Source organism: Paenibacillus sp. sgz302114 (assembly GCF_056120345.1).
Genome location: NZ_JBVYOI010000005.1, coordinates 1 through 15,008 on the forward strand (window position 1 = coordinate 1; position 15,008 = coordinate 15,008).

At 53.6% G+C, this 15,008-nt stretch carries 9 protein-coding genes, 1 rRNA gene and 1 pseudogene; 9 read left to right on the forward strand and 2 right to left on the reverse strand.

Annotated elements, in window-relative coordinates:
- A 23S ribosomal RNA gene (locus AC0LWF_RS14520) occupies window positions 1-139 on the forward strand; the annotation flags it as partial.
- A 533-nt stretch (window positions 140-672) separates the two neighbouring features.
- On the opposite strand, the pseudogene AC0LWF_RS14525 reads toward AC0LWF_RS14520, so the two are convergent.
- A pseudogene (locus tag AC0LWF_RS14525) lies at window positions 673-913 on the reverse strand (class I SAM-dependent methyltransferase); the annotation flags it as partial.
- Between the two features lie 244 nt (window positions 914-1,157).
- Here AC0LWF_RS14525 and AC0LWF_RS14530 point away from each other — a divergent pair.
- Both AC0LWF_RS14530 and AC0LWF_RS14535 read left to right on the forward strand, forming a co-directional pair.
- On the forward strand, window positions 1,158-2,600 hold the full coding sequence (locus AC0LWF_RS14530) for a hypothetical protein (protein WP_474652261.1): 1,443 nt from the start codon (window positions 1,158-1,160) through the stop codon (window positions 2,598-2,600).
- Window positions 2,588-3,631: a Gfo/Idh/MocA family oxidoreductase gene (locus tag AC0LWF_RS14535; protein WP_474652622.1), complete on the forward strand. Its 1,044-nt coding sequence runs from the start codon at window positions 2,588-2,590 to the stop codon at window positions 3,629-3,631. Before AC0LWF_RS14530 ends, AC0LWF_RS14535 begins: the two co-directional genes overlap by 13 nt.
- 68 nt (window positions 3,632-3,699) lie before the next feature.
- Here AC0LWF_RS14535 and AC0LWF_RS14540 read toward each other — a convergent pair whose 3' ends face one another.
- Window positions 3,700-5,955, reverse strand: a complete 2,256-nt coding sequence (locus tag AC0LWF_RS14540; RefSeq protein WP_474652262.1) for a helix-turn-helix domain-containing protein — start codon at window positions 5,953-5,955, stop codon at window positions 3,700-3,702.
- Between the two features lie 185 nt (window positions 5,956-6,140).
- Here AC0LWF_RS14540 and AC0LWF_RS14545 point away from each other — a divergent pair, with 185 nt between their 5' ends.
- The 6 genes from AC0LWF_RS14545 to AC0LWF_RS14570 all read left to right on the forward strand — a co-directional run bounded on the left by AC0LWF_RS14545 (window position 6,141) and on the right by AC0LWF_RS14570 (window position 14,991).
- Complete coding sequence (locus AC0LWF_RS14545; RefSeq protein ID WP_474652263.1) at window positions 6,141-7,736, forward strand: extracellular solute-binding protein; 1,596 nt, start codon at window positions 6,141-6,143, stop codon at window positions 7,734-7,736.
- A gap of 213 nt (window positions 7,737-7,949) precedes the next feature.
- Window positions 7,950-8,849, forward strand: coding sequence for a sugar phosphate isomerase family (locus AC0LWF_RS14550; protein ID WP_474652264.1), 900 nt, complete (start codon window positions 7,950-7,952; stop codon window positions 8,847-8,849).
- Window positions 8,846-9,982, forward strand: coding sequence for a carbohydrate kinase family protein (locus AC0LWF_RS14555; RefSeq protein ID WP_474652265.1), 1,137 nt, complete (start codon window positions 8,846-8,848; stop codon window positions 9,980-9,982). Before AC0LWF_RS14550 ends, AC0LWF_RS14555 begins: the two co-directional genes overlap by 4 nt.
- Window positions 9,972-10,286 carry a hypothetical protein gene (locus AC0LWF_RS14560; protein WP_474652266.1) on the forward strand — a complete coding sequence of 105 codons (315 nt, stop codon included), beginning with the start codon at window positions 9,972-9,974 and terminating at the stop codon, window positions 10,284-10,286. The genes AC0LWF_RS14555 and AC0LWF_RS14560 overlap by 11 nt, the downstream gene beginning before the upstream one ends.
- Entirely contained in the window at window positions 10,287-11,150 is an 864-nt protein-coding gene (locus AC0LWF_RS14565; RefSeq protein ID WP_474652267.1) for a hypothetical protein, read from the forward strand.
- Window positions 11,151-11,166: 16 nt separating this feature from the next.
- A complete protein-coding gene (locus AC0LWF_RS14570) occupies window positions 11,167-14,991 on the forward strand; it encodes a beta-galactosidase (RefSeq protein WP_474652268.1) in 3,825 nt (1,274 codons plus the stop codon).
- Window positions 14,992-15,008 lie beyond the last annotated feature (17 nt).

The window sequence follows — 15,008 nt, forward strand, 5'->3', positions numbered from 1 at the left end:
ATCTAAGCGTGAAGCCCCCCTCAAGATGAGATTTCCCAGTATGTAAGACCCCTGAAAGACGATCAGGTTGATAGGTTCGAGGTGGAAGCGCGGCAACGTGTGCAGCTGACGAATACTAATCGGTCGAGGGCTTATCCTAAATAAGTTAAAATCAGCCAAGGTGAAACATTGAAGCCGAGTAATTTGGCGCAAGATGTTTCATGCCGGAGAATTCTAAGCGCTACATAAGGTGAAACTTATGAATCTTAGAATTTAAGCAAGAAACCTTCGCAAAGGTTCGTATCCAGTTTTCAAGGCGTAATGCGAAACCTTCAGAAACCACTTAACGTGGAATCTGGAGGTTTTTTTGTGCAGTTTACTTTACTGCATGTAATTAATTTCAACAATATGGGACAAGGAGATAACGATCATTCTGTTGTCTTTTAACTTGAAATGAAGATACGCGTCGTCCGTATCGTAATAAGCAATAATGGTCCCTTTCATACTGACAGCTGGGCTAAAGTCCCCATATCGATAGTATATCTCGCAATTCTTGTCCTGTTCTATTATGAAAGGATTCATTGGTTCCACCTACCTTCAACCGAGAATGGCCAAATGAAATAGTTTATGCAACGAATATGATTTTATGTCAATGAACTGAGGGTTAAGGTATTTTCTAGGATGAGATAGGCACTATAGTTTTCTTGCCTTGATTACAAAGGTTAGAGGAAGCATTTTTTCTTTTTTTTGCAAAATCGCTGTTATCGTCACGTGATTGCATAATTTCGTCATCAGATTGCTCAACCACTTTTGAGAACAAGTTCACATAGGTTGATAGTTTACGGTCCGATAATGTTAGCGCACCTACATCAAGCGGTACCGAATACCAAGATTCATCGAAATAACACTTTTTAAAAGCAAGCATATTGTTCTCTATAGAAGCTGTTAGTTGTATAAACAGAGTTCTTGTCCATGTCGATGCCCTCCCCCAATGTATGTATTCCACGTCTATTTTTCTAGTTTAAGAGGTATGGCGTATTCAATGTCATTCTTTTTGTTTTCCAACACGATTCATGCAAATCGATAAAATGATGAATAAGCTTAAATACCGATCATAGCTTTTCGAGCGCCCATCTTCTAAGGTGAAGGTAAACTTTCGCTTAAGGAGTGATGAGGCGGTGCAAACCGAAATCAATGTGGGGCGCCTCTATCAAGGTCCCTTTCAAATCGAGCAGGACAACGGTTGGTACACGATCTACATGACGACGCCATCGCAGGAGCCTGTCCGCAATCCGGGTATGGGACTGATCGCGTACGCTTGGGAAGAGAACGGCCCATCGCTGAAAGCAAAGCATGGCGAGGAGACACTGGAGGAGCATGTGGAAAAGCTCGCTTCGCTTCCTTTCGTCGATGTCCTCTATATTCGCTGCGATTGGCGGGATGTGCAGACGCAGGCAGGCGAGCTTGAGCTGCATCCGATTTGGGACATTACGTTGAATGCGGCTAAGCGTCATGGTCTGCGGGTGGCATTCCGTATCCAGCTGTCGAGCCCGAATATTCAGCCGGATCGGCTTGCTATGCCCGACTATTTGCTTGATGAGGTGCCGCTTGTCAATATCGGCCGGTTCAAGAACCAAGAATTCGATTACTTCGAGCCGCGCTACGACCATCCAGCATTCCAGGCTGCTTTCGCCGACTTGAACGAGCTGCTCGCCGCTCGCTTCGATGGTGACCCGCTCATCGAATTCGTTGATCTGATGATGTACGGCTTCTGGGGAGAGGGGCATACGAATGATCTGCCGAACCCGTTCCCGAACTATGCAATTGCCGAGCATACGTTCATGGCTATGACGAGACAGCAGATCGAGCGCTGGAAGCATACACCTCTTGCGGTCAATACGCAGCCGGATATTAGCCGGACGGGCAATCGAACGGTGAGAGAGTATGCAATGAACGAAGGCTGCTGGGTGCGGACGGACAGCATCATCCTCGATGAGCCGGAGCAGATCGAAGTGATTGCGAATCGGGCGCCGAATACGGCTGCGATAATCGAGGACGGCTATTACCGCCATTTCCGGCTGGAGAAGCTGATCTTCGATAGCGCGAACGTTGGTGTTATCGCGAATTCGATGCTGCATGCGCTCGATATTAGCGGGAACTACTGGGGCTTGTGGACAGAAGCCGAGGCGATTGCGGCGTACAATGAACGATACCCAGAGGGTATTCATACGCTTCATCGCCGGCTTGGCTACAGGCTGCGTCCGGCTTGGATCTGGCAGCGCAAGCGGCATGGAACCGATGAGCTCGTGTTCGCGATGATCAACGACGGTTCCGCTGGCGTCCCTGGGATGCTGTGGCTGGAAGCAAGAGGGCAAGATGGCGGGAAGCTGCGCGGCAAGCTTGCTCCCGGCAGTCCGATCCCAGGCAAAGTGGGCCTCGTGTCGATGACGCTGCCGCCAGATTGGCGGGGGCAGGCGATTCAGCTTGCGATCCAGCTGGAAATAAGGCCAGGCGTGATGAAGCCGCTGAATTGGGCTTGCGCGCAAGCGATTAATGATGACGGCACGCTGACCATACAGCTGAAGTCGCATGAGGATCAGGATTGGCGGTGCGGCGTCTGATGAGCGGGATCGATTACAGAATCGAAGACAGTATCGAAGAAAGTATCAGAGTGGGTGTCATCGGCTGCGGCTGGCACTCAAGGGCGGCGCATGGCCCCAGCTTGAAGCAATATAAGGCGGTGCACCCCGAGCTTCAGCTCGCAGCCTGCTGTGACGTTGACGCAGAAGCGGCAGAGGATTACCGCGCTGACTTTGGCTTCGAACGCACCTACACCAGCTTTGAAGCAATGCTCGCACAGGAGCAGCTGGATGCGGTCTGGGTCCTCGTCCCTGAGCAGCTGACAACAGCTGTCTCGCTCAAGGTCATGGATACAGGGGCAGCATTGCTGCTTGAGAAACCGCCTGGCGTAAATACGGCGGAGGTCATTCAGCTATACGAACAAGCGAAGCTGAAAGACATCAAGCATCGGGTAGCGTTCAATCGGAGGCATGTCCCTCTCGTACTCAAGCTGATGAATAAGCTTCAAGAGCAGGCTGCTCAGGGGAAGCCTATCTACAGCCTGGCGTATGACATGATTCGGGTGAAGCGAAAGGATGCCGACTTCTCTACGACAGCGATCCACGCAATTGATGCGGCAAGATGGATTGCAGGCGCAGATTACGAGAGTCTGCGCTTCCGCTACGACGATCTGTCCACATTAAGCGAAGGGCTCGTGAACATTGCAGCAGAAGGCACATTCCGCAGCGGCATCCGGGTACAACTCAATTGCTACCCCCATTCAGGGATGGCGCGAGAGCTGGTAACGGTGAGAGGAGAGGGCTTCACCTACGAGCTGCATATGCCGCTTATGGAGAACGCCGGCAGCTTCACAGGACTGATCTGCTCGGAGCAGGGACGAAACGAGACGATCGCAGCAGAAGAAGATTGGCAGCTTGCGTTCGGTTTTTACGATGAGAATGCCTCGTTCCTGGACGCACTTCGCGCTGGAGGAAGCAATCTGCTCAGGCTCGAGGGCGATCTTCGCTCTTCCATCCAATCGGTCGAAATTATGGATGCGATTCGAGGACGCGCTGAAGCTTATTATGGCTAGCAACTAATTATCGCAGCAGCAGAAGAGCCGCATGATCCACCGGTGATCCCAGGAACTTGCGGCTCTTCTTAGCTTTCAATGACATATTGCTGCTTACGGAATTCACTCGGCGTAACGCCGCTAATCTTTTTGAACATCCGATTGAATGAATTTATATTCTGGTAGCCGACCTGCAAGGCGACATCTTGAATGCGCAAATCTGCTGCCCGCAGGAGCGACTTGGCAAGCTCGATCCGGTAGTTGTTGATATAGTCGATAAAGTTCGTGCCCGTCTTCATTTTGAAGTAGGTCGACAAGTAGCTGGCTGAGATGCCGAGCTTATCCGAAAGAATATCAAGCGTAATGTCGTGCTGATAATGCTGCTCCGTATAGCTCATCACGAATGCGATAATATTGTCCTTCTCCGCCTTCTTCTCGTGAATGCGGGCGATCACATACAGCAGAAGCGAGGTTAAGTAGGTTTGCAGCTCTTCTATTGTGCAGCAGCATCTAAGTTTGCCGAGGGAAGTAAGGCATCCCTTATATCCCTGCAAATCTAGCTGCATGGAAGAGACCATCTTCGCAGCCAACTGAACGATACTCTCAGCAAAATCGTAACATTGGTTCGCTGTCGCCCCCTTCTTATCCAGCAACCCGAGAACTTTAGTAATGAGGCGAAGAACTCCTTCCTCGTTGCCTGCCGCTAGATTCGCTTGCAGCTCCTGTTCCTGCAATCCACTCATTACAGCTTGATAATCCGGCGGGACATCACCAGCCGTCAAGATTTGGGTGGAACAGCCGAGCTTACGGTATTCCATAATCGCCTGCACTTGCTCATAGGCGCGTGTTAATTCAGCGGAGCTTCGGTATAAGCTGCCAACCCCGATCGTCATAGACCAATAGCGCTGGTCGAGGTCGAAGACCGCCTTTAAGCTAGCAAGGAACGAAGGTGACTCTTCCTGCAATTCATCGCCGATAACGAGTGACAGAATGAGGTCATGCTCAAGCTGTACCGTCTGCGTCTCCACATGCTCCTTCAAGTGAGTGTCCAAATACTCTCGGACGAAGAGGGAAGCCTTTCCCTCATCGGCATCAATCTCCCGGAAGAAACGCGGTGTGAATTGCAACCGGAACAGCAGCAGCCGGTATGGACCTTGAATATGGAAGTCGTAAAATTCCTGATCCTTTACGTTGATGTTCTTGAGTTTGTTCAGGAAGGAGTAGTAGCGAAGCAGCGAGTTTTTGCGGGCGTCGGCGTGATCGATCGTATTGCTTGTCTCCACGAGATGACGGACTTGGTCGTGAATATATTTGAATTCATGAATGCTGCTATCCGCATGGGACGGCGCATTCAGCTGCTGGATGGATTGCATAATGCTTTTGACCGGATTATGGAATCGTTTGGTGAAGAACCAGGCAGCACAGACGCTGACTGCGGCGAACAGAAGGAGCAGAGAAAGCAGAACGGTGTTAATTCGGCTAATCTGCGCAGAAATGAGATTGTTCGGGACGATCTTCATATATTGAATGCCGGTAACAGAGCCTTTCTTGCTGAAATAATAAATGCCGTCCTTTTTCACATTGCTGGTAGCGATTGCTGAGGGTGAAAATGGCAACGATTGCATTTTATCGCTGACGTTATCCGCCGAGAGCTGCAAGCCGCTTTTATCGAACATGAGGAACGGATCTTCGGGAGAATCTTGGAACTCCTTCAGCATGAGGTCCACATCAAGCATGACGATGACTTGGTAATCCGGGAAGAATGCATTGCGGATGACAACGGGCATATATCGACCTTTGGCGGACATCCCGCTTCCGGTTTTCTCATTGAAGTCGGAGGCTGGCAGGATGCTAAGGCCGCCGCTGCCGCTGAATTGCTTCGACCAGAAGGCTGGCGAGTATTCATTGCTCTGATAGAATTTGGAGAATAGCTCGTCCGCACGAACGCCGCGATCACCGGAAATAACAAAATGGCTCTTCTTGAGATAGATCAGAATATTCTGTACCGCAATCTCTTTATGGCTGAGATAGCCGTTAATGGTTCGCATTAAGGCTCGTGCATTCAAATAATCAATGGTGGGACGGTTCAGCGTCTCCAGCTTCTCATCGAGCAGCAGATCCAGACCGATATTGCGGATTTGGTTAAAATGATTCTCGTATTTGTCGCTTGTCTTGTTCATGCTTAATGTATTGTATTTGATCACTTCGTCGGTCGCGTGGTTGGTAATAAAGGTGAAGGAGAAGAAAAAGAAGGCGATGAGCGGCACGAGAATGGCTAGAAAGCTAAGCAGCAGCTGCAGAAACAGGGAGCCCGAGACTCGCCTGAGGCGCTCAGTTTTGGCCATTGTTTTCCTCCGTTTCATCTGGAATACATGAGGTGAATCAATCGTAGCACCAGCCTACCATTTTAGCAAGATAGAAGAAATGTATATGTAAAAAGGTTTTTTTATCAATTGTTGCTAGTTTACGAGAGGTGTCTATACGATAATAGAGTCAAACGCCAGCAGCTGCGAAAGGAGAGTGTGCCACCATGATGAGATGGGCTTCATACCTGCTTGCGGCCTCCATGCTCGCATCCGTTGCGGCTTGCAGCGGTAATAATGCAACTGATCTGCCTAATGCTAGCCATGCAAGCATTAGCGAAAATGAATCCACAGCTTCTGATGCGGTGCCGCGAATCTCCTATATGGACGGCATGTGGGACGCCCAGATTCCTGCGCCGGACGGTGCTGCCGTGCAAGCGATAGATATGAAATTCGGCATCGATTTCAAGCCGCAGTTCTACTATATGCAGGAATATCCAGACAAGCTCGCGGTTACGATGGCAAGCGGGGAGCTGCCGGATATGATCGGTTTGGAAAATCCGGACAGTCGCTTCATCAAATGGGCGAGACAGGGCGCTTTTCTCAAGCTGAATGATCTGATTGCGCATTACCCCACATTGTCCAAAATTCCTCAAAGTGCTTGGAATTCAGTCTCCGTTGATGGGAGCATCTACGCCATTCCGCGCTGGTTCACGAAGAAGTACGGCAAGCGACCGGTTATTCGCAAGGATTGGCTGGACAACCTCGGTCTCAAGATGCCGACCAACTATAAAGAGCTGCTGGATGTGCTTATTGCCTTCACCAAAGATGATCCCGACCGGAACGGCAAGGAGGATACGATTGGCCTTGGCATGTCTTCAGCCGGGACGGGTCTCTTGTATGGGGCTGCTATGGGCGTAGGCTATGACTCGTCCGCGTGGTATTACCGCAACAGCGCGGGTCAGCTTATTCCGGGCACTATTGCGGCAAGCAACAAGGAGCAGGTGCAGTTTCTGGCACAGCTGTACAAGGCTGGAGGGATAGCCAAGGACTGGGCGGTATCGAAAATGAGCGATGTTCGCGATGCGTTCTTTACCGGTCAGATTGGCATGTACTTCGAGCAGCCCTATGATTTTAACGAGAAACGGTTCGCAGGATTAAGACAGCTTCAGCCTTCCGCTGAGCTTACCGTTATTCCGCCATTCGTGCAGGATGACGGGCAGAGCGGTTATCTCTCCAGCGGCAAAGGCATCTACCAAATGATTACGCTGAATGCGGCGCTTTCGCAGAATCCGAAGAAAGCAGACCTCATTCTTGGTATGCTGGACTATATGAGCACATGGATTCCTTGGGAGGATCGGGGGCCGGGCAATGCTGATTTCGACTGGCAGTACGGCGGCGTTGGCAAAGGCTATGAAATGAAGGACGGTATTGCGGTCGAGAAGGCGGATGCGCAGAACTCGCGCCCCAAAAACTATTTGATCGGCCGATACTGGGCGCCAAACGACGAAGCGCTGCAGCCGCAGAACGCGGTTACCGATCCGCTGGCGAAGCAGTTTGTAGCAGATGCCGTGGAGACGCTGGAGCATGTGAAAATGTATAAAAATCCGGTGGATGATATAGAATCGCCATTACGAAATGAGAAGGAGTCGGAGCTTGAGGAAGCTTTTACCGATCATGTGACGCGGATGATTATCGGCGAGGAGTCGCTTACGAATTGGGACGCCGCTGTTGATGAGTATTTGCAAGACGGAGGGCAGGGGATCATTGATGAGGTGAATGCGCTGCTGAAGAAGAACGGGATTGAGCCGGGCTGGGAGTAGGGTCGGGCAGCAGTAATAAACGGTCGAGTTCGTTGGTGCATCTAGCACCGCGAGCTCGGCTTTTTTTGTTGGTCGATTTTCTCAGTGCTTCATCATTTTTCACCTGATGCAACAAATCGTGGAGGAAGTCAAAGAACTGCCGATGTTCACCTTGGGATTGTTCTTCTAAGCTAGGATGGAGGCGGTTAGCGTTGCGTAAGGAGGATGAGGACGATGGGGCAAATTGAAGCAAAAGAATTGTATGAATGGTGCAAAGTGCCGGCATCCGAGCTGAGTGCCCACCCGGAGAGACGGATTCCGCTGCGGATCGTGATCGATTCTGCGGCGATGGGCATGTGCATGGCGAGGGAATTCGCCGACGATATCAAGCTAGCGAATGAGGAAGCTCGGCCGTTTCGCGCAATTGTGCCATGCGGACCGAAGGCGTGGTATGAGCCGTTCGTTCGCATCGTGAATGACGAGCGGATCTCCCTTTCTCGCATGACCGTGTTTCATATGGATGAGTGTCTCGATTGGCAAGGCAGAGAGCTACATCCGGGTGATCCCTACAATTTCAGAGCTTTTATGGAAAAGCATTTTTATGGCGGTATTGATCCTGAGCTTGCGGTTCCCGAGGAACAGCGGTATTTTCCGGTGCCATCGGCTATTGAGCGGATTAAGGATGAGATTGCCGCAGCCCCGATTGATCTGACGCTTGGCGGCTGGGGGCAGGACGGGCACCTCGCTTACAATCAGGCGCGTCGGAATCCCTACAGCGCGATTACGGTAGAGCAGCTGCGCAGCTCGGAGACTCGTGTGCAGGATAACAATGCCGATACGATCATCGCGCTTGCGCAGCGTACATACGGAGGCGCGTATCAGTTCGTGCCGCCGATGTCGATCACGCTTGGAATGAAGGAATGCCTGTCGGCACGCAAGGTGCGAATATATAGCGATACCGGCGCATGGAAACAGACCGCGCTGCGGGTGGCGCTGTTCGCGGAGGCAACAGCGGAGTATCCGATGACGCTGCTGCAATCGCATCCCGACGCTCTCATTACGGCAACGGTGGAGACAGCAACGCATCCGATCTCCGAGCATCCGGAGTGGGCGTTCAATGGGGTGAATGAATGAAAAACATAAACATGAACGCGAATGTACTAAGGCCAGCGAATGGAGCTGCGTACAAATACACGAGACTGATTGGAACAGGCGGGATTGGCTCCGGCATGCTGTTTCAGCTGAAAGATGAGCATACGCTCGGCAGAAATGAAAGCAGGCTAGGCGAGCTGACGGATAGCCGGGATTACTGCAAGCTGCATATCATTTGCCATTATCCGGCTGTGCTGCTTGGGGACGGCGGCCTCTCGGTGTATCCAATCGGCAAGGTTGGCAAAGACGCCGAAGGCTTCGCGCTGATTGCGCAGCTGGAAGATACGGGCATGTCCATTGCCCACGTGGATATAGCGGAAGCTGCGCGGACGCTGTTCAGCGTTTGCTTCCAATATCCCGATCTGTCCGGCGGCAATATCACGACGTCGAACAGCGCGAGCGGGCTGGTGACGGCGCTTGATATCGGGCGCGCCTTGCAGGAGCTGCCGCCAGGAGAAGGCGAGTTGGTGCTGGCAGCGCCGGAAGTGCCGATTGAAGCGCGTATTGCGCTTCTTGCCGAAGGCCGCGCGAGGGGCAGCTTCACTATTGCTTCGGTGCTTGCTGCCGAGGCAGATGCATTCAGGCTGCTTGGCGGCTACGGGCTGACCGACTTGCTCGCGGTCAACCGGGAAGAGGCGTGCCGCATCGCCGGATTGGAAGAAGCTTGCGAGGACGGCGGCACAATTGCCGAGCGCTGCTACAACGTCTTGAAGGCGGAGCAACCGGCGATTCGGCTCATCATGACGGACGGCGCGGATGGCTGTTACAGCTGCGAAGGCGATTGCATCGTCCATACACCTTCGCTGCTGGTCGCGGCCGTCAGCACCGCTGGTGCGGGAGATGCTTTGCTGGGCGGCGTTATTAGCGGATTGTGCTGCGGGCTTCCATTCTTAAAGGATCACTCCGCTGACGCTACCTTCGGCGAGACGCCGCTCTCAAGCGCAGTTGAGCTTGGCGTGCTGCTTGCCGCGCTCTCTGTCGCCTCACCGCATTCGATTCACCCGGATGCGGATGTGAGGCTGCTCGGGAGGTTCGCGAGCGAGAACGACCTCGCGCTTGGCAACGCATTTCGCCGTGTACTGCAAATGGAGGAGGAGAGCGAAGATGGCGTATAAATTACGGCTCGTCCAGCGGTTTCATGCCGCTAGCCGGGCGGAATTTCTGGAGCTGGAGCAGCGGTTCGCAATGCTGGAGCGGGAGATCGCCGCATTCCCGAAGGGCAGAAGGTACATGCCTTACAGCGGCAGGGAGGCGATGAACACGCTCATCTGGGAATGCGAGTTCGACTCGCTCGAAGCGGCGCAGCAGGCTGTCGCTTTCCTCGAACAGGATGCGAGGCATGAGGAGCTGGCTCGCTTGCAGCTGCCGCATTTCCAAGATTCATACACGGAAATTTACAAGCTGCTGGAGGAATCGTGAATGATGAGCAGCCAGCCAATGCCAATGCCAATGCCAATGTCAGTTGAAGAGGTCATACCCGAGCGAAATATTGTTGTGATCTCCCCGCACTATGATGATTTCCTGTTCTTCCTGGGCGGCTATGTCCTAGAGCTTGCAGGGCAGGGGCTGCTGCATACGAAGAGCTTCCGCATCGTGAACGTCTTCTCGCGCAGCAACTACTTGGCGCATACGGGAAGCGGAAATTTTGACGCGAGTCTGGATCGGCAGAAGCTCGCAACGGGTAAACGGCTGCTGGAGGATCTCGGCTGCATCGACGAGCTGCTCGGCTGCTGCAATTACGGTTACGAGCTGCTTGGCGAGAATGAATGCTTCACACGGGGCAAACAGCTGACAGACAGCGAGATGGAATTTCCGCATGGCATGTATGCGGATTTCACCGAGCAGGATCATGAGATCTTCGCACGGATGGTTGCCCGAACGAAGGAGTGGGCAATGCTCCCCGATACGGCTATTGTGTTTCCGTTGGCATTCAAGGAGCATATCGACCATTTCATCGTGCGCGAGGCTGCGGCCCGGGTTGCCGAAGAATTGGGCAGAGAGGCGCGGGCGACGGTTTATTTTCAAGAGGATAAGCCATATGGGGGCATTGCGACGGACGAGGAACTAGCGCGGATCGACGAGTGGGTCGGCAGCCATCCGCTTGAACGGCGAATCTATCGCCATCACCCGGAGGCGGTTGTTCAGCTGGCGTTCAAGCATTATGTCAGCCAGGTGGACGATGTGTATCGCGTCGGCGTAATGAACAGGTCGCATGCGCTGCGCAGCCAGTACGGAACGGCATTCCCATGCGATCAGTTGTACCGCTACCGCTGCGGAAATTGAAGGAGGCGTAATAAGGATGAAATACCAATACGACATTAGGTATGACACCAGTGTTGGCGAAGCATTTCCTGACCGGTTGCTGCCGTTCGCAGGCGGCGGAAGCAAGCTGAAGCTATTCCTCGTGCCAAGCGTCAAGTATGGGCGTGAAATCGTGGAGTTCATCCGCCGCACGGGCGTGCAGTATGAGACGGTGACCATTGACCGGGCTTGGGATCTTAACAAATGGGGATTTGGCGACTTCTATGACATCCGCGCGTCGGTGGACGACCAGCACATCATGTACGACAACCTAGAAAAGGCGCTCACGAGCGATGAACACTACGATGTGCTCGTCATTCCGGGAGTGAACGGCTGGGCGCATTTCACGGCTGCGACGAGAGCCGCTATCGTGCGCAGAGTGGAGAACGGAGCGGGACTTGTGCTCATTCGACCCTTCCATGGGCTGGACAAACCGAAGTCGCCCGAGCTTGAAGCGCTGTCGCCGCTGGTCAATCAGTTCGAGGAAGGGTTCGCCGTCGACAATAACGCAGGCGAAGGTTATCCGAAGGTTAGATTCGACCTGCTGCGCTCGGATAAGTGGGAGACGGCGAAGCCTCACTATGTGACAAGAGGTATCCCGCTTGAGCTGCTGCCTTGCGAAGAGCTGGCTTATTATCCTTATCAGGCAGCCGAAGGGGCAGAGGTGCTGATCGCCACGCAGGCTGGTGAGCCGATTGCCGCCGCTCGGGATTATGGACGCGGCAGAGTTGTCGCTTTCGGCTATTTCCCGCGCGATATACTGCCGCAGCATAGGGACTACACGGGGAAAGAGTCGACGTTCGACGCTGTTATTGATCGGTGGCAAGGCGTGCGGAGCAGCTGCACGTTTGCTTTTCTGGAATCGTTCTATGAGCTTGTGTTTCGCAGCGTGACGTGGGCTGCGCGGCGAGAGCCTAATTGTACGCTGGAGCAGCCGAAGCGAACGGAGCAGGGCTGGCATATTCGCACGTCGGGAGACGTAACATCGGATGAGATCCGCTATACGATTAAGAACGGCTATGACGACTTAGTGGATGTGGGCATATGCGAAAGCGGCGGCTTGCTTGAGCTGGCCGCTGGGAAGCCTGGGCTGGCAGCAGGCGGAGATTTCCGCGTCGAGCTGAGTGCATATGGGACGAAGGGGGAGTTGCTAGACTTCGCCACATACGGCTTCTCGGAACCGCTCGCAGCAAGCATTAGCGAAGCGACGGTCAGCCATCAAACGGCGGCAAGCGGTGAACTCATCGAATCGAGCTTTCAATTGAAAGGCGGACCGGGCTGCCTGACGGTTCAGGTGGTCGACGATTACGGCCAAGTGCTGCAGCAATCGGAGCATGAATTCAGCAGCGACGGCGGTGGCGGGGCCGAAGGCGCAGAAGTGCAAGTGCATGCCGCCCCATATCGGGCGGCATCCTCCAAATCGATGCACATCACCGTGCATGCCGATGTGTATGTCGGCGGCAATCGCATCCAGAGATGGAGCTCCGCTCCAATTGTCATAACGCCGGAGCAGCGCCGCATTGATAATTTCGAAGTATTCACCGCACCGCAAAACCGCGGGCATGGCGATTTTCTCCATCTAGTAGGCGAGCGTTTCCGCGAGCTTGGCATTACGGGGCTCTATCCCGGCAGCGCGAAGACGCTGACGATGTCAGGAGCGGAAGGTCTCGGCATCTACTGGTATCACAGAGCGCCATACGTAGAGCGCAAAGAAAATTACTATCGGACGAAGGACAAACAATACCTTGTACGAGTGCCTTGCTTGAATGACCCTGAGTTCTGGGAGGGGATGGAGCGCAAGATTACGAGCAAGGTGTCGGCGTTTAAACATTTTGGCCCGATTGCCTACTTCGCCAATGACGAAGGCTCGCTAACCTGCTACACCGACGAGCTGGATCTGTGCTTCTGCCCACACTGCATGAGGGAAATGCGGGAATGGTTGAAGCAGGAGTACGGTGGTACGAGCGGCCTTGCGGCGTTGAACCATTCCTGGAACACTTCTTTCAAGATATGGGAAGACGTCTTGCCGTACACGCGGGAGGAAGCGAAGGCAAAAGCAAGCTATGCGCCTTGGGCGGACCATCGCCGATTCATGGAGCATACCTTTGTGGAAGCGTACCGCCGTATTGCAGGTATCGTCCGAAGCGTGGATGATGACGGCGTTATTCGGATGTCTGGCTGCCAGGCATCGACGGCTTACTCCGGCTACGATTATTACCGGCTTCATCAGCATGTGGGCTATTTTGAAGCCTACGGGGTCGGCAATCAGTACGAGTTCCATCGTTCCTTCGCCAAACCCGGAACGATCATCGGCGGCTGGTTCGGCTACGGCGTTGATGGCGTGACCGCGAGCCACAGTGTTTGGCATGCGCTCTATCACGGGCTTACGCTGTGCAACCTGTTCTGGGAGTACAGCTTGATTAATCCTGATTATACGTTTAGCGCAAGTGCGCGGGACTTCAGCGTTCCATTCAAGGAAATTCGCGAAGAGGGCATTGGCAAGCTGCTGCTCCACGCTTCGCAGCGCGACCATTGCGGCATTGCCGTCCATTATTCCATGGCATCCGTTCGCGGAGCAACGATTGTATCGGACAAAACGCGCTTCGAGAAAAATCGCCAAGGGTGGATTCATCTGCTGGAGGATTGCGGTTACCAATACGTGTTTCTCGCTTCGCAGCAGATCGAAGCAGGAGAGCTGCTGGAGCGGGGCTTCAAGCTGCTGGTTCTGCCTTACTCGATTGCGCTCAGCGCGGAAGAAACGGAAGCCATCACGAGGTTTGTTCAGGAAGGCGGCGTCGTCATCGGCGACTTCCAGACCGCCTTGATGGACCGGCATAGCGCCTTGCTCATGCAAGGACAGCTCGATCCGCTGTTTGGAATCGAGCGACTATCGCTGGAAGCGGAGCCGTTCTATATCAACAATGAGTTCGTGCCGAACGCGGACTTCCCGCATTTCAAGCTGAACGGCGAGATACAAGGTGCAAGGTTCGCCGAAATCGGTATCCGTTCTGCGGACGGTCATCCTGCGTTTCGCGATGACTTTATGAGGAAGGTCAGCGCTGTTCATGTTCGAACAGTAGGCGCAGGCAAGACGGTATATTTGAACATCGCGATGACCGACTACGCGGAGCTGCGTGACAAAGGTACGGATGGAGACTCCATACGCTCATTGCTGCGAGAGCTCATCGGCTTGTCGGCTGCCGCGAAGCCGGCCGAGCTGCTGGAGTCTGCCAGCGGAAAGCCAGTCCACGCCGGATACGAGAGCTTCTACTATCGCAGCGGCAGCGCGGCATACGTTGCGGTCATTCGGGGCATGTCCGGCAAGCGGGCGCTCGGTCATGACGGTCTTGCCGTCGGCGCCGGGAAGAAGCAGCATGGAGAGGCGGAGCAGCTGCGATTCGCCTTCACGAAGCAGGCGCATGTGTACGATATCCGCGAGCAGCGCTACGTGGGGCTGACCGATACGGCGGAATTCGAGCTCGCAGAAGGAGATACCAAGTTGTTCGCGCTGCTGCCATGCCGCGTTAGCGATATCAGCTTGTCGTCTCCGATCAGGGAATGGAAACGCGGAGATACGATAAGCCTCAGCATCGGCTTGATAACCGACGAGCCGCAGCCGCAATTCGCAAGCGTCATCCGCTTCCAGCTGACGGACCCGAAAGGCAAGCGGCAATGGCTGTATGACGAGAATCTTGCGCTATCAGGCAATCAGGCGACCCATGAACTCATCATTCCATTCAATGCGCAGACAGGGAAGTGGACCGTTACAGCAAAAGATGCAGCGACGGGAATATCTGCAAGGCTCGAAGTGATAATCGCATAATCAATTCAGGCTCAGGC